Raw genomic sequence first — 24,124 nt, forward strand, 5'->3', positions numbered from 1 at the left:
CGAAATCCATTAGGTATGGATAGCAAAAACGAGGAGAAGGTCTCCTCGTTTTACGTTCATCAAGTATAGTGCGTTTACCACTTTTTATTCAGCACGCGGTCGATACTGAACGCGCCCGGACCGGTGATGGCCAACAGCAGGAAGCCGCCAGCGATGGTCAGGTTTTTCATGAACATCAGCGAGTTCACCCCTTCCGCGAAATTACTGTGGAACAGAAACGCGGTCAGAAGCGTAAAACCGGCAGTAAACAGGGCGGTGGTGCGGGTCAGGAAACCAAACAGAATCGCCAGGCCGCCGCCAAACTCAAGCAGGATTACCAACGGTAACATAAAGCCAGGCACGCCCATGGCTTCCATATACTGTTGTGTACCCGCGTAACCGGTAATCTTTCCCCATCCTGCGGTAATAAACAGGATTGGCATCAGAATACGCGCGACCAGTACACCAACATCTTCTAATTTTTTCATTTTACTCTCCAGGAAACCACTCAGGCTGCTGATTATGTTTTTTAGCGCAATGGCGCGGTACTCCGCGTCATTGCTGTCGATGGAGAGAATCATAAACGTGAGTAATGAGAATTGTTAGCAAGGAAAACTGTCAAATTTCTTCAATAATTTTGATGAATATAAGATTGGGTGCTGAACAGCGACGATGGCGTAATGTGCCAGTGGGGGTTATGCGCTCAATAAGTGGGGAAAAAGGAGAGGCCCGATAAGCGAAGCGCCATCGGGCAGAAGGCGTTCGGCCTACGCATTCAACGTCTTTTTGAATAACCGCCAGGCCGTCCAGGCACCGAATCCACGTCTTGCCCAGCGTACCAGCATATTTGGATGACGCACGGTCCAGATCGCCATCACGCTGCTGCCCACCAGCGCCCATGAACGCAGACTCAGGAGCGTGTTCCAGCCGCGATCGTAGGCGCCCGTGGCTTCCAGCCAGTCACGGCGACTGGCTGAAAGATCCAGCCTTTGCTGCTGGATCTCGCTAAGCAGTCGGGCCTTACGCTGTGCACGTTCGACTTTACCGCTCACGGCTCTCCTCCTCGAGAATTTGCCTGTCGTTCGCCAGTTCATGCCGCGTATGGCGAAGCAGCGTGGACTGACGCGCTTTGCGTAACGTCCATATGCCGCCAATCAGCGCCAGAACCAGCAGTACGACCGTGGTGGCAATCATCGCGTTGAGCCGGTACTGCGGATCAACGGCCCAGATCACCAGCACCATCAGGCTCATCAAACCAAATGCAGCGAAAAGCATGGTGAGTCCCAGCATCAGCAGCAGCTGAAAGAGGTTAGCCTTTTCTTCTTCAAGCTCAACCACCGCCAGACGCAGCCGGGTTTCCACCATCTCTACCAGAATAGAGACGATTCGCTGCCCGATGCCCAGAACGCTTTTACCGGGCCCTTGCGCGTGATGAGTGTCCGCCATAATTAGCGACGCGACAGCAGTACGCCCAGCACTACGCCAACCGCAGCACCAATACCTACGCCAGTCCATGGATTTTCGCGAACATAGTCGTCTGCACGGGCAGCGGCTTCACGGGTCTGCTTCGCGATAGCATCACCGGTTTCACCAAGACGATAACGGCTCTCTTTCAGCGCACGTTCGGCTTTGCTACGGATCTTACTCAACTCTTCTTTCGATTTTTCGCCAGAGGAGTTCAGCACTTCTTCCAGCGTATCGGTCAGGGATTTCAACTCAGCGCGCAGATGTTCCGAAGTAGTATCTTTCGACATAGTTTTTCTCCAGATGAGTAAGGGGTTAGGGTTGCTTAGTAGTCGCGAGCTTCCAGCTCTTTCAGCTCGGCCTCTGCTTCAGCCAGCTTGCGCTCACGTTTGGCAATTTTGTCCGCATCGCCTTTTTGCTTCGCTTCCACGAGATCCTGTTTACGCTCAGTAATCTCTTCTTTTTGCTCAGCAATCTTTTCCTGATGTTCCGCGCGCAGTTTACTGTCAGTGCAGTTGGCTTTGACTTCACTGAGCGCTTTCTTCAGCCCATCGATACGGTGTTGATTATTGTGTTTCTCGGCATAGCTGATTTCCCGTTGAATATCCTGCTCCTTCTGTTGACAGAGCGTATTGGCGTAACTGCCAGCACTAAGAGCAAAAAGGGTAATAGCTAAAGCGATGCGGTGTTTCATTCTTGAACCTTCCATTGTGATTCGTTCCCGTGAAGTCAGGAACGAGAATCCAGATGACAACGCGATGGGGTGACCCACCGCTTTATTAATCATAGACATTAAACGGGGAAATCACCAAAGTGGGTGACGGGATTCGGATTCCTGGCGATATTATCCTACCCGATGTGGGGTATCGCGCAAACGCGACAGCCACTGTACGGCCTGGCTGTCATTATCCTGCTGAGCAATGATATAGCCCTGCGGCAGGGTTTTATCGAGCACCGCTTTTGCCGCGGCGCTTTGGGCGCTGGAATCGAACGTGATCAGCAGCGTATCTTTCTGTGGCGTGATGCTTTTAAAGCGAATACCGTTGGCGTCAAGATGATGCCAGATAGAGAAACCGTCGGGCACGCTTGCCCCCTGATGAACGGCGCGGATCGCGAGAGTTGAATCCTGCTGGCGAATGGCCGACCAGACCAGTAGCAGACTGCCCAGCACCAGCAGGAACGCGGTACTCAAGGCCAGTTGCTTCAGCGTTATGCGCGGTTTCAGCATCCCTTACCCTCGGTTCCCGTATTTCTTTTTCCACAAGACCACCAGCGAACCGGCAAGGCCAAAGACCAGCAGGACGACCGGCAGCAGCATCAGGCAGGACATCAGTTGGTCTTCATATTTCAGAAAGACCGGTGTTTTGCCCAGCAGATAGCCCAACGTGGTCAGGATAAGCACCCATAGCAGGCCGCTCATCCAGTTGAAAAACTGAAAGCGCGCATTATTAAGGCCGGACAACCCTGCGATGGTGGGCAACAGGGTACGCACAAATGCAATAAAACGGCCAATAAGCAGTGCTGAAAGCCCATGCTTATGGAACAGATGGTGCGCGCGCTGATGATAGTGCGCGGGCAGATGCGAGAGCCAGTTTTGCACGGTGCGGGTATTCCCCAGCCATCGTCCCTGAATATAGCTCAGCCAGCAGCCCAGGCTGGCGGCGGTGGTGAGCAGCAAAATGGTTTGCGGATAGCCCATTGCGCCTTTCGCAATCAGTACGCCGACCAAAACCAGCAGACTGTCGCCGGGTAAAAAGGCGGCAGGCAGCAACCCGTTTTCCAGGAACAGAATCATAAATAAAACAAAATACAGCATGCCAATCATGGAAGGATTGGCCAGAGTTTCAAAATCCTGCGCCCACAGAGCGTGCAGTAATTGGGTCAAAAGTTCCATTCAGTATTCCTGGTGAATCGGTTAACGTCACGCCGGTTTCAGGAGTTTGCTATGCCGCATCATTTATCAACTTTTTTGTATGGTGTGCGAACGGCGCAAAGCCACGGCCTGAACTAATCCCTGTAAAGTGGTGAAGTAAGCAAGCACTAACAAACATAAATTCGATTTGCATCTAATTGTAACAAAGGTCAACGGAGTCCGTTATAGAAATTACGCGTCCCTGAGGTCTGATTTTGCTTATCGTAGTGGAGTGAGGCGAGAGGATTTACACAGGCTGACACTTTATACCTTTCGCTTACTGTCAGGCGTGCAGACAGGCGCAGCGGCGCGCCTGTCGGAGAAAGAACGTTTATTTTGCCGCGTTGACGGCGGTATCAAGATGAACCACCGGATTTTCAGCAAAAAGATAACGGTCAGCGTTAAATTCGAAATCGTCGCTGGTTTCGTTAAACAGCATGATTTTGGTGTTTTCGAGATGCTGCCACATTGCCAGTTTGGCGGCGTTCGGATCTTTACGAATCAGCGCCTTAAGGATTTGATCGTGATCGTCGCACCAGTTGTCCACGGTACGCGCATCAATGTGTTCGTGCAGTTTTTTCCAGTAGGGGTTATGGCTGCGCTGGGTCCACATTTTTTCGACAATCGCCGCCAACGCGGAGTTTTGCGTCGCTAACGCCACCTGAATGTGAAACTGCAGATCCCATTCGGAATCGCGAAAGCACTTTTCATTGCGCGCTTTCTCCTGGATCTCCATCAACTTCATGATGTCCTGCTTGGTCACCTGGGTCGCGGCAAATTCAGCAATATTGCTTTCAATCAGCTGACGCGCCTGTAGCAGTTCGAACGGTCCGTAATTGGCGAACTCCAGCGACTCGTCGGCCGCCTGATGATAGCGAGGCTGATTAGAAATGACGTGAATACCCGAACCTTTACGCACTTCCACAAAACCTTCCACTTCCAGCATGATAATGGCTTCACGAACCACGGTGCGGCTGACGTTCTTTTCATCGGCAATAAAACGCTCTGCGGGCAGTTTATCGCCCACCAGGTAAACGCCCTGCTCAATACGCTCTTTCAGGTCAGCGGCAAGTTGTTGATACAAACGACGGGGTTCAGTGATTTCCATATGCGCTCCAGGCATGATACGGCAGACTCTATTTGTTATACCACTTTCGCGAGTTTCGCTCCACTCACAGAGACGAAAAAGCCGCCCTGGAGCAGGCGGCTTAGGTCAGCCGGGCAGGTAAAGCGCTCCGGCACAGGCTCTGGATTGCAGGTTAGCTTTGCGTAGCCGGTTTATTCACCTGCGGACCGGCATCGACATCGCTGGCCGGTTTGTTTTGCAGAACGGTCCAGATGACCAACGCGCCCAGCAGGTCAAACACCGCCAACACAGCAAACAGCGGGCTAAAGCCGATGGTATCCGCCAGCGCGCCTACCACCAGGGCGAACAGGGTGCTCGCCAGCCAGGCGGACATCCCGGTCAGGCCATTCGCGGTGGCCACTTCGTTGCGGCCAAAGACGTCAGAGGAGAGGGTAATCAACGCGCCGGACAACGCCTGGTGAGCAAAACCCCCTACGCACAGCAGCATGATGGCAATGTACGGGCTGGTGAACAGGCCGATCATCCCCGGACCAATCATCAGTACCGCGCCGAGGGTGACCACCATTTTACGCGACACGATCAGGTTTACGCCGAACCAGCGCTGGAACAGCGGCGGCAGATAGCCCCCGACGATACAGCCCAGGTCGGCAAACAGCATAGGCATCCAGGCGAACATGGCGATTTCTTTCAGGTTAAAGCCATACACCTTAAACATGAACAGCGGGATCCACGCGTTGAACGTACCCCATGCCGGTTCCGCCAGGAAGCGTGGCAGGGCGATCCCCCAGAACTGGCGGTTGCGCAGGATCTGCAGCAGCGACATTTTCTTTGCGCTGTTGGTCTGATGCTGAGCTTCCTGACCGTTAATAATGTAGTCACGCTCTTCGTCCGTCAGTTTTTTCTGGTCGCGCGGGTGTTTGTAGAAAATCAGCCATGCCATCGCCCAGATAAAGCTCAGGGCGCCGGAGATGATGAACGCCATCTGCCAGCTGTGCATCACAATCGCCCAGACGACCAGCGGCGGGGCAATCATCGCACCGATAGAGGAGCCAACGTTAAAATAACCCACCGCAATGGAGCGCTCTTTCGCCGGAAACCACTCAGAACTGGCTTTCAGGCCAGCCGGGATCATCGCGGCTTCGGCTGCGCCGACCGCGCCACGCCCGCCCCAGCTTCCCGCCAGTGCCGTTGCGCCACAGAAAACGGCCCACAATACGGCAAACATCGCGTAACCCACTTTGGTGCCGAGGACGTCAAGCACGTAACCGGCAACGGGTTGCATAACCGTGTAAGCAGCAGAGTAGGCTGCGATGATATAGGAATACTGTTGGGTGGAGATGTGTAACTCTTCCATCAGAGTCGGCGCAGCTGCCGCCACAGTGTTACGCGTCAGATACCCGAGCACGGTGCCAAGCGTCACCAGTGCGATCATGTACCAACGTAACCCTTTAATTTTACGCATGTAAAACCTCATCGTTTTGTTATTTCCGCCAGGAACGCGGCCATCATCCAGCGTAGGGCGGAGGATGTTCTTCTCACGAAGGGCGTAACCGAAAAAAGCCGGTACTCCCCGAACGTTGCCATTAAGTCGTTGTGCTCATTCGGTTTCCGTACCGGTCAATCCGATGATGAATTCATCGGTAATAATGCATTCCGTCAGCTTATGTATCGCGACGGCAGAAAGATAACTTGTCATACAACTTTAAAAGGTGAGAGCCATCACAAAAGTGCTATTCTTAGCAGGGTCATTATTTCTTTACAGGAAGGCCAGTCGTGGCGCGGCCTGGGACGGTTTTTACCTCCAGAAGGGTAACGTTTTTGTCAGGGTTTATTGATCTGGCTCACGAAAATATCTTCGGATAGTGGAAATTGGTGTGATAACTTTGTCAGCATCGCAACATAAGCAATCTGACGCACTCGATGAGAGGAAGACGATAATGACCCCGTTTATGACTGAAGATTTTCTGCTGGATACCGAATTTGCCCGCCGCCTGTATCATGATTACGCTAAAGAACAGCCGATCTTCGACTACCACTGCCATTTGCCGCCGCAGCAAATCGCCGAAGACTACCGTTTCACGAACCTGTATGACATCTGGCTGAAGGGCGATCACTACAAATGGCGCGCGATGCGAACCAACGGCGTGCCTGAGCGGCTGTGTACCGGCGACGCGTCCGATCGCGAGAAGTTCGACGCCTGGGCGGCAACCGTTCCGCATACCATCGGCAATCCGCTGTATCACTGGACTCACCTCGAACTGCGTCGCCCGTTTGGCATCACCGGTAAGCTGCTGTCACCGTCTACCGCTGATGAGATCTGGAATGAGTGCAACGACCTGCTGGCGCAGGATCGCTTCTCCGCGCGCGGGATCATGCAGCAAATGAACGTGAAAATGGTCGGCACTACCGACGATCCGATCGACTCGCTGGAGCACCATGCGAAGGTGGCGCAGGACAGCAGCTTCGCCATTAAAGTGCTGCCAAGCTGGCGTCCGGACAAAGCTTTCAACATTGAACAGGCGACCTTCAATGATTACATGGCGAAGCTGGGTGAAGTGTCCGATACCGACATCCGCCGCTTTAGCGATCTGCAAAGCGCGCTGACCAAACGTCTGGATCATTTCGCCGCCCACGGCTGTAAAGTCTCTGACCACGCGCTTGATGTGGTGCTGTTTGCGGAGGCGAATGAAGCCGAACTGGACGGCATCCTGGCGCGCCGTCTGGCGGGCGACGCCCTGAGCGAACACGAAGTGGCGCAGTTCAAAACGGCGGTGCTGGTGTTCCTCGGCGCGGAATATGCCCGTCGCGGTTGGGTCCAGCAGTATCACATCGGCGCGCTGCGCAATAACAACCTTCGCCAGTTCAAACTGCTGGGGCCGGACGTGGGCTTTGACTCCATCAATGACCGTCCGATGGCAGAAGAGCTGTCTAAATTACTCAGCAAGCAGAACGAAGAAAACCTGCTGCCAAAAACCATTCTCTACTGCCTGAACCCGCGTGATAACGAAGTGCTGGGAACGATGATCGGTAACTTCCAGGGCGAAGGGATGCCGGGCAAAATGCAGTTCGGTTCCGGCTGGTGGTTTAACGATCAGAAAGACGGGATGGAACGTCAGATGACACAACTGGCGCAGTTGGGCCTGTTAAGCCGCTTCGTGGGCATGCTGACCGACAGCCGCAGCTTCCTGTCGTATACCCGTCATGAATACTTCCGCCGCATTCTGTGCCAGATGATCGGCCGCTGGGTGGACGCGGGCGAAGCCCCGGCAGACATTCAGCTGTTGGGCGAGATGGTAAGAAACATTTGCTTTAACAATGCGCGTGACTACTTCGCCATTGAGCTCAACTAAGGTTCGGGGTTGATATGCAATACATCAAGATCCATGCGCTGGATAACGTTGCGGTAGCGCTGGCCGATTTGGCGCAGGGCACGGAAGTGAACGTTGATAACCACACCGTAACGCTACGTCAGGCTATCGCACGTGGTCATAAATTTGCGTTGAGCAATATTACGCGTGATGAATACGTCATTAAGTACGGGCAGCCTATCGGCCATGCTCTGGCGGACATTGCGGCGGGTGAACACATTCATGCCCATAATACACGCACCAACCTGAGCGACCTGGATGCGTATCGCTATCAACCTGAGTTTCAGGATCTCCCGCCGCAGCCCGCGGATCGCGATGTGCAGATCTACCGTCGCGCCAGCGGGGAGGTCGGCGTACGTAACGAGCTGTGGATCCTGCCGACCGTCGGCTGCGTCAACGGGATCGCCCGGCAGATCCAGAATCGCTTCCTGAAGGAGACCAATAACGCCGAAGGCACCGACGGCGTTTTCCTGTTCAGTCACACCTATGGTTGTTCCCAGCTCGGGGACGACCACATCAACACCCGCACCATGTTGCAAAACATGGTGCGTCATCCGAATGCCGGGGCGGTACTGGTGATTGGCCTCGGCTGTGAAAACAACCAGGTCGATGCGTTTCGCGAAACGCTGGGCGAGTTCGATCCTGAACGCGTGCATTTTATGATCTGCCAGCATCAGGACGATGAAGTGGAAGCAGGGATTGCGCATCTGCATCAGCTTTACGAAGCGATGCGCCACGATAAGCGCGAACCGGGTAAACTGAGCGAACTGAAGTTTGGTCTGGAGTGCGGTGGTTCTGACGGGCTTTCCGGTATTACCGCGAATCCGATGTTAGGACGTTTTTCTGACTATATGATTGCCAATGGCGGCACGACGGTGCTGACCGAAGTGCCGGAGATGTTCGGCGCGGAGCAACTGCTGATGAGCCACTGCCGCGACGAAGAAACCTTCCACAAGCTGGTGACGATGGTCAACGACTTTAAGCAGTATTTTATGGCCCATAACCAGCCCATCTACGAAAACCCCTCGCCGGGCAACAAAGCCGGGGGCATTACCACGCTGGAAGATAAATCGCTGGGCTGTACCCAGAAAGCAGGTTCCAGTCAGGTGGTGGACGTGCTGCGTTACGGCGAGCGTCTGAAAACGCACGGGCTGAACCTGCTGAGCGCGCCGGGTAATGATGCAGTGGCTACCAGCGCACTGGCCGGGGCGGGGTGTCATATGGTGCTGTTCAGTACCGGACGCGGCACGCCCTATGGCGGTTTTGTGCCGACAGTGAAAATCGCCACCAACAGCGAACTTGCAGCGAAGAAAAAGCACTGGATCGACTTCGACGCGGGTCAGCTCATTCACGGTAAAGCGATGCCGCAGTTGCTGGATGAATTTATCGACACCATTGTTGAGTTCGCCAACGGCAAGCAGACCTGCAATGAACGTAATGATTTCAGAGAGTTGGCTATTTTTAAAAGCGGCGTTACCCTCTAATTACCCTTCGTTTTGAGTCAGGTTGTAAAAACAGGCCGGATACGCGCAGCGCTATCCGGCCTGGGGATGTCACATTAGCTACGCAGTGCGTTGTTGGCCAGACGCTCATCTTCCGCCTGGCAAGCCGCCGCGGTAAACAGTACGTCGGTAGAGGAGTTCAGCGCCGTTTCGCAGGAGTCCTGCAGTACGCCGATGATGAAGCCAACCGCCACAACTTGCATGGCAATATCGTTCGGAATGCCGAACATGTTACAGGCCAGCGGGATAAGCAGCAGTGAACCGCCCGCCACCCCGGATGCGCCACAGGCGCACAGAGAAGCCACCACGCTCAGCAGCAGCGCCGTCGGCAGATCCACCGGCACGCCCAGCGTATGTACCGCCGCCAGTGTCAGTACGGTGATGGTGATTGCCGCACCCGCCATATTGATGGTCGCGCCCAGTGGAATTGACACCGAATAGGTATCACGGTCCAGATTCAGCTTTTCACACAGCGCCATGTTTACCGGAATATTGGCCGCGGAACTGCGGGTGAAGAAGGCGTAAACGCCACTTTCACGCAGGCAGGCGAACACCAGCGGATACGGGTTGCGCCGAATTTTCCAGAACACCAACAGCGGGTTGATCACCAGCGCCACCAGCAGCATACAGCCAATCAACACCACTAACAGCTGAGCGTAGCCCCACAGTGTAGAGAAACCGGTGGTGGCCAGCGTAGACGACACCAGACCAAAAATACCAATCGGCGCAAAACGGATGACCAGCTTCACCATAAAGGTGACGGCATTGGACATATCGTTCACCAGGTTTTTGGTGGTCTCATTACCGTGACGCAGGGCAAAGCCCAGACCGACAGCCCACACCAGAATACCGATATAGTTGGCGTTCAGTAGCGCATCGACAGGGTTAGAGACCATGCTCATCAGCAGGCCGCGCAGGACTTCGACAATGCCGGACGGCGGCACAACGTCATTGGCGCTACTACTTAAATGCAGCGTGGACGGAAAGGCGAAGCTGAACACGACCGCAGCCAGCGCTGCAGAAAAGGTGCCCAGCAGATAGAGGAACAGAATCGGACGGATATTGGTTTTTTGCCCGTGTTGATGGTTGGCGATAGACGCCATGACCAGCATCAGAACCAGGACAGGTGCGACGGCCTTTAACGCGCCGACGAAAAGTGTACCCAGTAACCCTACAGCTTCTGCTGCGGGCTTAGAAATCCATGCCAGTAGAATCCCCAGAACGAGGCCCACTAAAATTTGTTTTACCAGACTCCCTTGCGCCAGGCGCTGGAACAACCCCGGTGTACGTTGCGTAGTCATTTCTCGATCCTTACAGTGTGATGTTGCTCATCCGCTGTGCGCTCTGATGGCGCATCTTTCTGGATGTAACAAAGTGTTTGCATGGTCGAGTATAAGGAAAGATAAAGCTTCGGGAAGCGAAATATGCTGGAATTTTCGCTGTGATCATATTTTATAACTTATAATTAACACAATTGTGACATGATAAACAAAAAGCGATCGCGCCGGGCGGAGGAAAACCGCCACCCGGCATAACAGATTTAAGCCTGCTGCTGCTTATCACGCTGGTGGTTCACCCAGGCATTGATCAGTAGCGTAACAACCAGAATACCAAACACCACACCCAGCGAAATGGCGATCGGGATATGGTAGAAGTCGACGATCAGCATCTTAATGCCGATAAACACCAGTATTACCGCCAGTCCGTATTTGAGCATTGAGAAGCGCTCAGCCACCCCCGCCAACAGGAAGTACATCGCACGCAGACCGAGGATCGCAAACAGGTTCGATGTCAGTACGATGAACGGGTCGGTCGTCACAGCGAAGATCGCCGGGATACTGTCGACCGCGAAAATGACGTCGCTCAGCTCCACGAGGATCAGCACCAGCATCAGCGGCGTCACGTACAGCAGACCATTTTTACGCACAAAGAAATGCTCGTTCTCAATGGTATCGGTCATTCGCAGATGTCCGCGCAGCCAGCGCACCAGCGGCTTGTCGCCAATGCCGGATTCGTCCTCTTTCGCCAGCGCCATCTTCACGCCGGTAAACAGCAGGAACGCGCCGAACACATACAGCATCCATTCGAACTGGGTAATCAACCAGGTCCCTGCAAAAATCATAATCGTACGCAGTACGATCGCGCCCAGCACGCCGTAGACCAGCACCCGACGCTGCAGCGCAGGGGGGACCGAGAAGTAGCTGAACAGCATCAGCCAGACGAAGACGTTATCGACGGCCAGTGATTTTTCAATCAGATAACCGGTGAGGAAGGCGAGCGCCTGTGGGTCTGCGACCGCGCGTCCTTCAGTTTGTACCAGATACCACCAGAACGCGGCATTAAACAATAACGAGAGGGTAACCCAGACGAGGGACCAGGCTGCCGCTTGCTTCATGGTCATCGTGTGTACGCCACGACGCCCCTGAAGCAAGAGGTCGATAGCCAGCATAATCACCACAACGACAGCGAATCCGCTCCATAACAACGGTGTGCCGACAGTATTCATAGACATTCCTTACACATAAAAAAAACGGCCAACGTCGGAAGACGTCAGCCGCTGCTTTTTATATGCATAGACCTCGCCTTCCGGCAAGGTCTCACTTACAACAAAACAGGAATACGTTGTCGCATTCCTGTTTGGTTGCCCGGTGACCGGATGTGGTTTTTCACACATCGTAATGACGATCAACCGACAATGAAGTTACTCCCCTTTGCAGGTTACAAAATATGACAGGCCACGCATTTCGTCAATGGCCTGTAACATCTGTTTTACAATGTTTTACGCAGGGGTCGCGTGGCTGACATCATCCGCCGGGAAAATCACGCCGGTCTGGCGGCGAATTTCCGTAAGCAGTTTGGCGGTCACGCGACTGACCGACAGCCCGGGATGGTTCACTTCATTGGTTTCTACCAGTGCTGCAAAAACCTCTGCCTCATACAGCATAGTATTGATGTGCTGAGGTTGGGTGAGGTCCTGCGATTTCCCGCCGCGCGGCACGAAGCACACTTTCTGGCATTCGGATATCTTTTCGACAACCAGTGCGCCCGCTTCACCCTGAATTTCACTGTCGATAACGGAATCACTGACTTTCGAATGCTGCAACGTTACGCTGAAATCGCCGTAATCCATCACCACCACGCCGTGCGCATCGACGCCGCTGTCCAGCAGGCTGGCTGTCGCCTGCACGCCGTGCGGTTCGCCCCACAGCGCTACCGCTGACGCCAGGCAATAAAAGCCGATGTCCATGATGGAGCCGTTAGAAAAGGCGGGATTAAAGGTGTTTGGGTTTTCTCCATCCAGATAACGTTGATAGCGCGAGGAGTACTGGCAGTAGTTAAGAAACGCTTTACGCATTTTGCCCACTTTCGGCAACGATTGCTGGAGCAGCAGGAAATTCGGCAGGCTGGCGGTTTTGAACGCCTCGTACAGCACCACCTGATTTTCCCGCGCGCAGGCAATTGCGGCTTCCGCTTCCGCCAGGTTCGACGCCAGCGGTTTTTCGCAAATCACATGTTTCTTATGACTCAGAAAAAGCTGTGTTTGTGGGAAGTGCAGCGAGTTCGGGCTGGCAATATACACAGCGTCAATGGCATCGCTCTGCGCCATCGCGTCCAGCGAGGTAAAAAGATGCTCGACGAGGTAATCATTGGCGAAGGTTTGCGCCTGCTCGAGGCTGCGGGAATAAACGGCGGTGAGCTTATATTTGCCGGTCTCATGGGCGGCATCGACAAACTGGCGGGTGATCCAGTTCGTGCCAATCACTGCGAAACGTATCATAAACGCGTTCTGGCTCCATAAAAGGTATCTGCCGACAATGTAGCATGCCCACGTGTCAAAGCCAGTGCGCTACCGCGCAGTTTCCCTGATTGAAAGCGCCGTCAGCCAAAGCCGGGTATCGAATTCCAACTGGTGATAATGCGGCTCCATATGACAGCAGAGCTGGTAAAACGCCTTGCTGTGCTCTTTTTCTTTGAGATGCGCCAGTTCGTGCACCACGATCATGCGCAAAAACGGCTCCGGCGCATGGCGAAACACGGTGGCGACCCGGATTTCCGCTTTCGCTTTCAGTTTACCGCCCTGCACCCGCGACACGGCGGTATGCAGCCCCAGCGCGTTTTTCAGCACATGGATCTTATTGTCATACATCACTTTATTGATCGGCGGGGCGCTGCGCAGGAACTGGCTTTTCAGGTCCTGGGTGTACTGCCAGAGCGCCTTATCGGTGGCGAAGTCATGCGTGCCGGGATAACGCTTTTCCAGCACCGCCCCCAGTCGTTGTTCGGCAATCAGCGTGCGCACCTGAGAAAGCAAATGTTCAGGGTAACCCTGGAGATAAGGCAGTTGGTTCATTACGGTCCACGCCATTGAATGAAAATGTTGTATACTCACGCACCCTTTTCAGGGACAAGCCGAAATTTTACCATTCAGGAGGGCCGATGAGCCACACAGACAACGGTTTCCGTTCACTGACATTAAAACGTTTTCCCCAGACGGATGACGTTAACCCACTGCTGGCGTGGGAAGCGGCGGACGAGTATCTGCTGCAACAGTTGGACGATACGGAAATTCGCGGCCCGGTGCTGATCCTGAATGACGCCTTTGGCGCGCTGAGTTGTGCGCTGGCGGCGCACACGCCGTACAGCATTGGCGACTCATATCTGAGCGAGCTGGCGACGCGGGAAAACCTGCGCCATAACGATATCAGCGAAGCCAGCGTTACGTTTCTCGACAGCACCGCGGCGTATCCGCAGGCGCCGGGCGTGGTGCTGATTAAAGTACCGAAAACGCTGGCGCTGCTGGAGCAGCAGCTACGCGCGTTGCGTAAAGTCGTTACCCCACAAACGCGAATTATCGCTGGCGCAAAAGCCCGGGATATTCACACGTCCACGTTGGAACTGTTTGAAAAGGTGTTGGGACCGACCACCACCACGCTGGCATGGAAAAAAGCCCGTCTTATCAACTGCGCCTTCAGCGAACCTGCGCTGACCGACACCCCGGACACCCTGAGCTGGAAGCTGGACGGTACCGACTGGACCATCCATAACCATGCCAACGTTTTCTCGCGTACCGGGCTGGACATCGGCGCGCGTTTTTTTATGCAGCATCTGCCGGAAAACCTGGAAGGGGAGATTGTCGATCTCGGCTGCGGCAATGGGGTGATCGGCTTAACCTTGCTGGCGAAAAATCCGCAGGCGAGCGTGGTGTTTGTTGATGAGTCGCCGATGGCGGTGGCGTCCAGCCGCCTGAACGTAGAAACCAACCTGCCGGATGCGGTCGATCGCAGCGAGTTTATGATCAACAACGCCCTTTCTGGCGTCGAACCGTTTCGTTTTAACGCCATCTTCTGCAATCCGCCGTTCCACCAAAAGCATGCCCTGACCGATAACATCGCCTGGGAGATGTTTCATCACGCCCGCCGTTGCCTGAAGATCAACGGCGAACTGTATATTGTCGCCAACCGGCATCTCGACTATTTCCACAAGCTGAAGAAGATTTTCGGTAACTGCGCCACTGTCGCCACCAACAACAAATTCGTGGTGCTCAAAGCGGTGAAACTGGGACGTCGTCGTTAACGTATTGCCGGATGACGGCCAACGCCTTATCCGGGCCGCATCGGAATGCTATCCCGTCGGCCCGGTAAGCGTAGCGCCTTAAATCGCCAGCGCTAAACGGGTGCCCTGGGCGATGGCGCGGCGAGCGTCCAGTTCCATCGCCACATCGCAGCCGCCAATCAAATGCACCGTTTTACCGGCCGCGTACAGCGGTTCGGCCAGTTCACGCCGCGGCTCCTGCCCGGCACAGATAATGACGTTATCCACCTTCAGGATCTGCGGTTCGCCGCCGATCAGCAGATGCAGCCCGTCATCGTCGATCCGTTGATAACTCACCGCAGGGATCATTTTCACCCCACGCGCGAGCAGCGTGGCGCGATGGATCCAGCCGGTGGTTTTCCCCAGCCCGTCGCCGGGTTTACTGGCTTTACGCTGGAGCATCACGATCTGGCGCGGACTGCGCGGGAGATGCGGCCCTTCCGGACGTAATCCGCCGGCCTGTTTCAGGCTGGTGTCGATGCCCCATTCCACGCAAAAATCGGCAATGTTCTGGCTGGTCGGTTCGCCAGGCTGGCTTAAATACATCGCGGTATCAAAGCCGATACCGCCGCAACCAACGATCGCAACCCGGTTGCCCACCGGCGCTTTATCACGCAGCACGTCGAGATAGGTTAATACTGAAGGATGATCGATGCCTTCAATTGGCGGTCTGCGCGGTTCGATCCCGCTGGCGAGGATCACCTCGTCAAAGGCCTGAAGGTCGTCCGCGCTGACAACGTGGTTCAGCTGCAGCGTAACGCCTGTAACGTCGATCATCCGCCGGTAATAGCGTAGCGTTTCGTAAAACTCCTCTTTGCCGGGGATCTGTTTGGCAATGTTAAACTGCCCGCCGATCTCGCCCAGGGCATCGAACAGCGTGACGTGATGACCGCGCGACGCCGCGTTGATGGCAAAGGCCAGCCCTGCCGGACCCGCACCGACTACCGCCAGGTTTTTTGCCTGCAGCGCAGGCAGAACCGGCATTTGGGTTTCGTGACACGCGCGTGGGTTGACCAGACACGAGGTGACTTTTCCGGCGAAGATTTGATCCAGACAGGCCTGATTGCAGCCGATGCAGGTGTTGATCTCATCCGCACGTCCCGACTGCGCTTTTGACAGGATCCCGGCATCGGCCAGAAATGGACGCGCCATCGATACCATGTCGGCATCGCCGCGCGCGAGGATCGCATCGGCGACCTGCGGATCGTTAATACGGTTGGTGGTCACTAACGGTACAGAGACATGCCCCTTCAGCTTGCGAGTCACCCAACTGAAGGCGCCGCGCGGTACCGGCGTGGCGATGGTGGGAATACGCGCTTCGTGCCAGCCAATGCCGGTGTTGATGATTGTCGCGCCCGCGGCTTCAATGGCCTTTGCCAGCTGGACGGTCTCCTCAAAGGTGCTGCCATTTTCCACCAGATCCAGCATCGACAGACGATAGATAATAATAAAATCGTTGCCGACACGCTGGCGTACCGCACGCACCACCTCCACCGCAAAACGCATGCGGTTGGCGTATTCTCCGCCCCACTGGTCGTCGCGCTGATTGGTGCGCAGGGCGAGAAATTCGTTAATCAGATAGCCTTCCGACCCCATCACCTCTACGCCGTCATACCCCGCTTCGCGCGCCAGCTGCGCGCAGTGCGCAAAGTCCTCAATCAATTGCAGTATCTCATCATGAGACAGCGCATGGGGCGTAAAACGGTTGATCGGCGCCTGAATCGCGGAGGGAGCGACCAGCTGCGGCTGATAGCTGTAGCGCCCGGTGTGCAAAATTTGCAGGGCTATTTTGCCGCCCTCATTGTGCACTGCGTCAGTGACTACGCGATGCTGCGGCAACTGACAGGCATCGTTAAGCGTCGCGCCGCCCTTCAGCGCCACCCCGGACAGGGAGGGCGCAATGCCGCCTGTCACAATCAGCGCAACGCCGTGCCGTGCGCGTTCGGCGTAAAAGGCCGCCAGGCGTTCAGCCCCCTCGGGGTGCTCTTCCAGCCCGGTATGCATCGATCCCATCAGCACGCGGTTTTTCAGCGTGGTAAAGCCAAGATCCAGCGGGGCAAACAGCGACGGGTAGCTCATAGCAGTATCCAGTATGTAAAATTATTGTTATGTGGTCGGATGAGTTACTAATTTAGCCGTCGCGCCGTAAAAGGGAAAAGGGGAATGCGATGATTGTGATGGGATTCAAAAAAGCGCCACCGCAGATAAAAAAAGCCGGATAGCGCTTATCCGGCCTGGATTGGTTTCTTGCCCGTAAGCCGGGTGGCCATACCGCCCCCTGGCACTGTTGCGTTACACTTCTTCCACGCTTACCCGTAGCGCCGCCAGCGCTTTACGCGCGGCTTTCAGTACCTGCTCGCACTGCTCGACGGACAGGGTGAGCGGTGGCTCAATGCGGATCGTTTTCGCGTTGTTGAGCGTGCCGGCAACCAGTACGCGCTGTCGGAACATCTCGCTGGCGAAGCTGTAGCCGATCTCATTGTCGACAAACTCGATCGCCATCAGCATCCCCTTGCCGCGCGCGTCATGCACCAGATCCGGATATTCACGGCTCAACTGGCGGAAACCGTCCAGCAGCATATCGCCTTTCTGCTCTGCCTGAGCGGGCAGGTTTTGCTCCAGCAACACGTTGATGGTTGCCAGCGCCGCTGCGCAGGAAAGCGGGTTTCCGCCAAAGGTGGTGGTGTGCAGGAACGGGTTGTCGAACAGTACCGAAAAGACCTCTTCGGTCGCAATCGTTGCGCCAATCGGCATCACGCCACCGCCCAGCGCCTTCGCCAGGCAGAGAATGTCAGGCTGCACGTTTTCATGTTCGCAAGCGAACATCTTGCCGGTGCGCCCCATGCCGGTTTGCACTTCATCCAGAATCAGCAGCGCGCCGAATTCGTCGCACAGTTTACGCACGGCGCTAAGATACCCCTGCGGCGGCAGGATCACGCCGCCTTCTCCCTGAATGGGTTCGAGGATCACCGCCGCCACGTCGTCGCCGGTCTTTTTGCACTCGCTAAGGACCGATCGCATCGCGCTGATATCGCCAAAAGGCACATGACGAAAGCCCGGCAGCAGGGGCATAAACGGTTTGCGGAAGGTCGATTTCGCCGTTGCGGACAAGGAACCTAATGACTTGCCGTGGAACGCGCCGCTGGTGGCGATAAAAGTGAACTTACCGCGCGGCGACTGGTACGCTTTGGCGAGCTTCAGCGCCGCTTCGACGGATTCAGTACCGCTGTTGGAGAAGAAGCTGTATTTCAGTTTGCCTGGCGCCAGGGCGGCGAGCGTTTTTGCCAGCATCGCCCGCAAAGGATCAAGCAGTTCCTGACTGTGCAGGGGTTGTTTCGCGAGTTGATTCTGTACGGCGGAAACCACGACTGGATTACGGTGCCCCACGTTAAAGATGCCGAACCCACCCAGACAGTCGATAAATTCCTGACCCTGGGTGTCGACAAGCGTATTCAGACTCCCCGCTTGCCACTCTACGGCTCCGTAATCCCCGCCGGCGGTAACAGATTTGCGATACTCTAAAAAACCCGGATTCACATGCTCTTTGAAGTAATCAATCACCTCTCGGTTTAGTGCTTTCATTTCCTCATGGTCAAGCGTTCGCTTTTCGATGAGATTCAGGGCGTGTGCGCTGCAGGCTAATGCCGACGCGCTGGAAGGTAACCTGTTCAAAATATGCTCCCGCGGCTCGCGTATCACATGATACCGATTTAAGTATTGCAGGGATTGCGCCATCCCAATGAGGCCGACGAAAATCGGGATAAACATGAGGAAATAAGGAAAATGCGCAATATTTAATCTTATTTGTTAACAAAAAGTAGCATATTGAGCAGAATTTAATCAGTTCACAACGAGGAGAGATCCCGCTCGCTGCACAAAAAAGAGGCGGATTTTGCGCTATGGTGGTGCGGGTGGGCTCGCAGGTACGGATAGTTTCATCCCGAAAGTATTCAAAATCAACAAATTGGAATTCGTACAAATAATAAGGTTTAATCGCAAATTGCGATCTAAATCAAATTTAACAACTAAAGATAAATCCGTTAGCGCCGAAATAACATCTGACAAGAAGTTAACAACCAGATAACCTGCACAGGACGCTACTATGTCTTCTCATCTCTACGTTACCCAGCAAAATACACCGCTGGATGACGATACGACGCTCATGTCCACGACCGATCTGCACAGTTACATCACGCACGCTAACGATACTTTCGTCACTGTTAGCGGCTACTCGCTCAATGAGCTGTTGGCGCAGCCGCACAACCTTGTACGTCATCCGGACATGCCAAAAGCTGCGTTTGCCGATATGTGGTACACCCTGAAACAGGGCGAGCCGTGGAGCGGCATTGTTAAAAACCGTTGTAAAAACGGCGATCACTATTGGGTTCGCGCCAACGCGGTGCCGATGGTTCGCGAAGGGCAGGTCACTGGCTACATGTCGATTCGTACCCGCGCAACGGAAGAAGAGATCGCCGCGGTGGAGCCTTTATACCAGGCGCTGAACGAAAACCGCTGCGCCCGACGCATTCACAAAGGGCTGGTGGTACGCAAAGGCTGGTTGGGAAAACTCCCTTCTCTGCCGCTGCGCTGGCGGGTACGCGGCGTGATGACGCTGTTGTTCGTGATGGTCGCGGCGGGCCTGTATGCCTCCGACGCGCCCGCGCTGGCGTATCTGATGAGTGCGCTGGCGCTGGGAGCCGGCACCGCGATCTTTGAAGGACAAATAGTTCGTCCGATCGAAAACGTGGCGAAGCAGGCGCTGAAAGTCGCGACCGGGGAGCGTAACAGCGTGATGCATCTTAATCGCAGTGACGAACTGGGACTGACGCTGCGCGCGGTTGGGCAACTTGGGCTGATGTGCCGCTGGCTCATCAACGATGTCTCAAGTCAGGTGTCGAGCGTACGTAACGGCAGCGAAACGCTGGCGAAAGGCAATGACGATCTGAATAAACACACCCGCCAGACGGTTGATAACGTGCAACAAACGGTTGCTACCATGAACCAGATGGCCGCTTCGGTTAAGCAGAACTCCGAAACCGCCTCCGCTGCCGACAAACTGTCGAGCGCCGCCAGCAGCGCAGCGACTCAGGGTGGTGAAGCCATGGATACGGTGATCAAAACGATGGATGACATCGCCAACAGCACCCAGCGGATAGGCACCATCACCACGCTGATAAACGACATCGCTTTCCAGACCAATATCCTCGCGCTTAACGCGGCGGTGGAGGCGGCGCGTGCGGGCGAGCAAGGAAAAGGGTTCGCCGTCGTGGCGGGAGAAGTACGCCATCTGGCCAGCCGCAGCGCCAGTGCGGCGAACGACATCCGTAAGTTAATTGACGCCAGCGCGGACAAAGTTCAGTCCGGTTCGCAGCAGGTTCACGCCGCAGGACGCACCATTGATGACATTGTTTCGCAGGTGCAAAACGTCACCCAACTGATTGCGCAAATCAGTCATGCGACGTCGGAACAGGCCGACGGGCTGAGCAGCCTGACCCGCGCGGTGGATGAGCTTAACCACATCACCCAGAAAAATGCCGAGCTGGTTGAAGAAAGCGCGCAGGTATCCGCTATGGTCAAACACCGCGCCAGCCGTCTGGAAGATGCCGTGACGGTACTGCATTAATTTCCTCATTTCTTCACATCTCTGCCTCTTCTTTTTTCTGCCAACGCTTACCGTAATGGGTGAGCGTTTTGTAAATTTAATGTTAAATTTATATTAAATATTAACCCATAAGGGTGAGATAGTTATTTTTATCCTCGTTGTCGCTCGGCGGTTTTCCGCATTTCACGAAAGCATAAAAAACGCTTATATAACGATCGGTCTACCGTTATTCATCGTTAAAAGCGATTTATCAGAAAGCGTTTAAAATAAAAACTGATCAATATCATAAAGTTACTGAGATTCCGACCGATAAGAAATGCTATCTGAGAAAAACGATCTCCGGGAGGGGAAATATGTTTTTGCGTAACGTGAAAATTCGTTCAAAGTTATTTATCGCGTTTGGTTTGTTTATTGTGCTGATGATGGTGAGTTCCGGTTTGTCGATATTTAGCCTGGATCGTGCGAATCGTGGTATGCAAAACATCCTGACCGACGATTATCCGATCACGGTAAAAGCCAACAAACTTATCGACAATTTTCAGGAGTATGTCAGCACGCAACAACTGATGCTGATGGATGAAGAAGGGCGTTGGACAGGGGCTTCGCAGGCCCGGCTCGACGCGATAAGCCAGCAGATTAGCCTTCTGCTGGACGAGCTAAGCGCGGCGCCGCTCGACGATAAATCGAAAACGGTGATAGCAGACATTCGCGACGTGCGTGAGCAGTATCTTGCCTCGCAGCACCGTATCCAGGCGGCGGTGCAAAGTCACAACCGTCAGGCGGCAATGCAGGAGATGATGACCACCACGGTAAACGTGCAGCAGGCGTATAAAGATAAAGTTATGGCGTTGATCGCCATAGAAGACGCGCAGATGCTAAAAGCAGGCGAGCAAGTGGAGAGCGATTTTAAAGCCAACCGGATCCTGCTTGTCGCCCTGGCGCTGGCAGGCATTGTCGCTGGCTGCGTTATGGGGCTGTACATCGTGCGTTCCATTACCCGACCGCTGGACGACGCTGTCCAGTTTGCCGAAGCGATCGCCGAGGGCGACCTGACCCGCACTATCGCCTGCGAACAGCGGGACGAAACCGGCGTATTGCTGCAGGCGCTGATGACCATGAAAAACCGCCTGCAAGAGATTGTGCAGGAGGTACAAAACGGCTCGGAGAATATTTCCAGCGCGGCGGCGCAGATTGTGGCTGGCAACCAGGATCTGGCGGCGCGTACCGAAGAGCAGGCCAGCTCGGTTGAACAAACTGCCGCGTCGATGGAACAGATCACCGCGACGGTGAAAAACACAGCGGAACATACCGGAGAAGCGACGAAGCTCTCTGCGGGGGCGGCGACCGTAGTGAAAAACAACGGTGAAATGATGAATCAGGTCACGCAAAAAATGCGCGTCATAAATGAAACCGCTAACCGCATGTCCGACATCATCAATCTGATTGACTCTATTGCCTTCCAGACCAACATACTGGCGTTGAACGCTGCGGTAGAAGCGGCGCGTGCGGGTGAACACGGGCGTGGGTTCGCGGTAGTGGCGGGTGAAGTGCGGCAGTTGGCGCAGAAAAGCGCTTCGTCCGCCAGCGAGATCCGTAATCTGATTGAAGATTCCACCGGTCAGACTCAGGAGGGAATGCTGCTGGTCGAAAAAGCGAATGCGCTAATCAACGGTATGGTGAGCAATGTTGAGGAAATGGACGTGATCCTGCGGGAAATCGGCCAGGCCAGTCGCGAACAGACCGACGGAATTTCGCAGATCAACAGCGCGATTGGCCTGATCGACGCCACCACGCAACAGAACTCCTGTCTGGTGGAGGAGTCCGTTTCCGCGGCAGCGTCACTGAATGAGCAGGCGCTTCACTTAAAAGAGCTGGTGAAAGTGTTCCGTGTCAGGGAAGACGACGCGCAGCCAGCTTAATCCAGTTGAGTGATTTCCAGCGCCGCGCGGTCGATCACGCCAGTGATCTGTTTTAACTGCGCGTCGCTGAGATTCCCTTGATTCACTTTCAGGTCCAGCACCGCCTTGAAATTGTCCAGCGCCCGCTTCATCTGCGGATTCTTACGCAGTTCCGCGCCAACATTACGCGCTGTGATCCGCGCCTGAATGTGTCCGAGGTGTTCCTGGTTCTCCTCCAGCCATTGTGCGCCGGACGCGGTAAGGGTGATTTTCTTCCGTCCGCCGTCTTCTTCGCTAATGGTGATAAGCGCCTGCTCCTGTAAAAAATCGAGCGTTGGATAGATCACGCCCGGGCTGGGGGTATAGTTCCCTTGAGTCAAATTTTCGATAGCTTTGATCAGCTCGTAGCCATGACTGGCCTCACGGGAGAGGATATCCAGAATCACCAGACGCAGCTCGCCATGTCCGAAGAAGCGTTGGCGTCTTCCACCGCCTCTGCCATGACGTTGCCCACACCCGCCGTGATGATGACTTTCGCCGTTACACCCGCCGTGTTGATGACCTTCGCCATTACATCCGCCGTGATGATGACCTTCGCTGTGACAGCCGCCCTGGTGGCGACCTTCGCCGGAACAGCAACCCTCATGATGCTCTCCTTCGCCGTTGCAGCAACCCTCGTGATGATGTCGCATAGGTTTCTCCTGATGTTTATTAGATATATCTAATTTATATCTAAACTCTTGATTTTGGCAAGCTGTGCAATGAAAATTTTATAATCTATTGAATTTAATGTTTATTTATGGCAGGTGAGGCAGTATAAACCAGTATCGAAAAATCGCTTGCAATCATCTTGATTAGCAATCATTATCATTTGGAAATTAAATTCGATATATCTGATTATTTCACGAAGGCAGCGACATGACCGACATCACCTCACGTTATCCTCAACGCGTGCGCAACGAATTGCGTTTTCGCGAACTTACCGTTTTGCGCGCGGAACGTATCAGCGCAGGCTTTCAACGCATTGTACTGGGCGGCGACGCGCTGAAAGGCTTTTGCTCACACGGCTTTGACGATCACACGAAAGTCTTTTTCCCCCAGGCTGGCGCTCCGTTTGTCCCTCCAACGGTCACTGACGAAGGCATTGTCTGGGGAGAGGGCGCACGCCCGGCGTCCCGTGACTACACGCCGCTTTACGATGAAGCGCGTCATGAACTGGCGCTGGATTTCTTCATTCACGATGGCGGCGTGGCGAGCCGTTGGGCGATGCAGGCTCGCGAAGGGGATACGCTGACCATCGGCGGGCCGCGTGGTTCGCTGGTGGTGCCGGAGGATTATGCATACCAGGTTTATGTTTGCGATGAGTCAGGTATGCCCGCGCTGCGTCGGCGTCTGGAAGCGCTCAGCCGCTTGCCGGTCAGGCCGTCGGTGACCGCGCTGGTGAGCGTCAACGATCCTGCTTATCGGGATTACCTGGCGCATCTTGACGGGTTCAACATCGAATGGCTGGCGCACGACGAGCAGGCGATTGATGCGCGACTGGCGCAATTGTCGGTGCCAGCGGCAGATTACTTTATCTGGGTCACCGGAGAAGGAAAGGTGGTCAAAAACCTCAGCCGCCGTTTCGAAAGTGATGCGTTTGACCCGCAGTTGGTGCGCGCGGCGGCCTACTGGCATCGAAAATAAGGCCGTCCGTGGCCCCATTGTTGCAGGCCGGGTA

General features: G+C 54.7%; 22 protein-coding genes. 6 read left to right on the forward strand and 16 right to left on the reverse strand.

Annotated features, from left to right (window positions below):
• Positions 1-74: 74 nt before the first annotated feature.
• From APU02_RS20700 to exuT, 9 genes are all read right to left on the reverse strand, one after another.
• Positions 75-467 (reverse strand): DoxX family protein, encoded by a 393-nt coding sequence (locus tag APU02_RS20700; RefSeq protein WP_003024847.1) that lies wholly within the window; start codon positions 465-467, stop codon positions 75-77.
• 279 nt (positions 468-746) lie between these two features.
• Positions 747-1,031, reverse strand: coding sequence for a YqjK-like family protein (locus APU02_RS20705; protein ID WP_042292902.1), 285 nt, complete (start codon positions 1,029-1,031; stop codon positions 747-749).
• The gene (locus APU02_RS20710; protein WP_042292904.1) at positions 1,021-1,425 is read right to left on the reverse strand and encodes a phage holin family protein; all 405 of its coding nucleotides are present in this window, start codon (positions 1,423-1,425) and stop codon (positions 1,021-1,023) included. Before APU02_RS20710 ends, APU02_RS20705 begins: the two co-directional genes overlap by 11 nt.
• Positions 1,426-1,427: 2 nt before the next feature.
• On the reverse strand, positions 1,428-1,733 hold the full coding sequence (locus tag APU02_RS20715) for a YqjD family protein (protein ID WP_042292907.1): 306 nt from the start codon (positions 1,731-1,733) through the stop codon (positions 1,428-1,430).
• A gap of 35 nt (positions 1,734-1,768) precedes the next feature.
• Entirely contained in the window at positions 1,769-2,137 is a 369-nt protein-coding gene (locus APU02_RS20720; RefSeq protein WP_042292909.1) for a DUF1090 domain-containing protein, read from the reverse strand.
• A 150-nt stretch (positions 2,138-2,287) separates the two neighbouring features.
• Positions 2,288-2,671, reverse strand: coding sequence for an EnvZ/OmpR regulon moderator MzrA (gene mzrA / locus APU02_RS20725; protein WP_042292912.1), 384 nt, complete (start codon positions 2,669-2,671; stop codon positions 2,288-2,290).
• Between the two features lie 3 nt (positions 2,672-2,674).
• Positions 2,675-3,337, reverse strand: a complete 663-nt coding sequence (gene yqjA / locus APU02_RS20730) for a DedA family general envelope maintenance protein YqjA (RefSeq protein ID WP_042292913.1) — start codon at positions 3,335-3,337, stop codon at positions 2,675-2,677.
• A 349-nt stretch (positions 3,338-3,686) separates the two neighbouring features.
• Positions 3,687-4,463, reverse strand: coding sequence for a transcriptional regulator ExuR (gene exuR / locus APU02_RS20735; protein ID WP_042292915.1), 777 nt, complete (start codon positions 4,461-4,463; stop codon positions 3,687-3,689).
• Between the two features lie 151 nt (positions 4,464-4,614).
• Entirely contained in the window at positions 4,615-5,904 is a 1,290-nt protein-coding gene (gene exuT, locus APU02_RS20740; protein ID WP_060571088.1) for a hexuronate transporter ExuT, read from the reverse strand.
• Positions 5,905-6,379: 475 nt separating this feature from the next.
• Between exuT and uxaC the strand changes: the two genes are divergently transcribed.
• Positions 6,380-7,792: a glucuronate isomerase gene (gene uxaC, locus APU02_RS20745; protein ID WP_042292917.1), complete on the forward strand. Its 1,413-nt coding sequence runs from the start codon at positions 6,380-6,382 to the stop codon at positions 7,790-7,792.
• 14 nt (positions 7,793-7,806) lie between these two features.
• Positions 7,807-9,294 carry an altronate dehydratase family protein gene (locus APU02_RS20750; protein ID WP_060571089.1) on the forward strand — a complete coding sequence of 496 codons (1,488 nt, stop codon included), beginning with the start codon at positions 7,807-7,809 and terminating at the stop codon, positions 9,292-9,294.
• Positions 9,295-9,368: 74 nt separating this feature from the next.
• Here APU02_RS20750 and sstT read toward each other — a convergent pair whose 3' ends face one another.
• The 4 genes from sstT to APU02_RS20770 all read right to left on the reverse strand — a co-directional run bounded on the left by sstT (position 9,369) and on the right by APU02_RS20770 (position 13,663).
• Positions 9,369-10,613, reverse strand: coding sequence for a serine/threonine transporter SstT (gene sstT, locus APU02_RS20755; protein ID WP_042292921.1), 1,245 nt, complete (start codon positions 10,611-10,613; stop codon positions 9,369-9,371).
• Positions 10,614-10,852: 239 nt separating this feature from the next.
• Positions 10,853-11,818, reverse strand: coding sequence for a TerC family protein (locus APU02_RS20760; RefSeq protein WP_060571090.1), 966 nt, complete (start codon positions 11,816-11,818; stop codon positions 10,853-10,855).
• Between the two features lie 273 nt (positions 11,819-12,091).
• Positions 12,092-13,090, reverse strand: a complete 999-nt coding sequence (locus APU02_RS20765) for a Gfo/Idh/MocA family oxidoreductase (protein WP_060571091.1) — start codon at positions 13,088-13,090, stop codon at positions 12,092-12,094.
• 69 nt (positions 13,091-13,159) lie between these two features.
• On the reverse strand, positions 13,160-13,663 hold the full coding sequence (locus APU02_RS20770) for a M48 family metallopeptidase (protein ID WP_042292980.1): 504 nt from the start codon (positions 13,661-13,663) through the stop codon (positions 13,160-13,162).
• Positions 13,664-13,749: 86 nt separating this feature from the next.
• Here APU02_RS20770 and rlmG point away from each other — a divergent pair, with 86 nt between their 5' ends.
• Positions 13,750-14,886 carry a 23S rRNA (guanine(1835)-N(2))-methyltransferase RlmG gene (gene rlmG / locus APU02_RS20775; protein WP_042292930.1) on the forward strand — a complete coding sequence of 379 codons (1,137 nt, stop codon included), beginning with the start codon at positions 13,750-13,752 and terminating at the stop codon, positions 14,884-14,886.
• A gap of 78 nt (positions 14,887-14,964) precedes the next feature.
• Here the strand turns inward: rlmG and APU02_RS20780 are convergent, their stop codons facing one another.
• On the reverse strand, positions 14,965-16,983 hold the full coding sequence (locus tag APU02_RS20780; protein ID WP_060571092.1) for an NADPH-dependent 2,4-dienoyl-CoA reductase: 2,019 nt from the start codon (positions 16,981-16,983) through the stop codon (positions 14,965-14,967).
• Positions 16,984-17,196: 213 nt separating this feature from the next.
• Positions 17,197-18,576 (reverse strand): putrescine aminotransferase, encoded by a 1,380-nt coding sequence (ygjG, locus tag APU02_RS20785; RefSeq protein WP_167333872.1) that lies wholly within the window; start codon positions 18,574-18,576, stop codon positions 17,197-17,199.
• Between the two features lie 430 nt (positions 18,577-19,006).
• Here ygjG and APU02_RS20790 point away from each other — a divergent pair, with 430 nt between their 5' ends.
• Together APU02_RS20790 and APU02_RS20795 are read left to right on the forward strand one after the other, a co-directional pair.
• The gene (locus APU02_RS20790; RefSeq protein WP_060571093.1) at positions 19,007-20,527 is read left to right on the forward strand and encodes a PAS domain-containing methyl-accepting chemotaxis protein; all 1,521 of its coding nucleotides are present in this window, start codon (positions 19,007-19,009) and stop codon (positions 20,525-20,527) included.
• A 332-nt stretch (positions 20,528-20,859) separates the two neighbouring features.
• A complete protein-coding gene (locus APU02_RS20795; RefSeq protein WP_060571094.1) occupies positions 20,860-22,425 on the forward strand; it encodes a methyl-accepting chemotaxis protein in 1,566 nt (521 codons plus the stop codon).
• Here the strand turns inward: APU02_RS20795 and APU02_RS20800 are convergent.
• Complete coding sequence (locus tag APU02_RS20800; RefSeq protein ID WP_060571095.1) at positions 22,422-23,096, reverse strand: PadR family transcriptional regulator; 675 nt, start codon at positions 23,094-23,096, stop codon at positions 22,422-22,424. The genes APU02_RS20795 and APU02_RS20800 overlap by 4 nt on opposite strands.
• Positions 23,097-23,322: 226 nt before the next feature.
• On the opposite strand from APU02_RS20800, the gene APU02_RS20805 reads away from it, so the two are divergent.
• Positions 23,323-24,090: a siderophore-interacting protein gene (locus tag APU02_RS20805; protein ID WP_060571096.1), complete on the forward strand. Its 768-nt coding sequence runs from the start codon at positions 23,323-23,325 to the stop codon at positions 24,088-24,090.
• Positions 24,091-24,124: the final 34 nt, after the last annotated feature.

The sequence above is a fragment of the Citrobacter sp. 50677481 genome (genome assembly GCF_001463265.1).
In the GTDB taxonomy this organism is placed as follows: Bacteria; Pseudomonadota; Gammaproteobacteria; order Enterobacterales; family Enterobacteriaceae; genus Citrobacter_A; species Citrobacter_A sedlakii.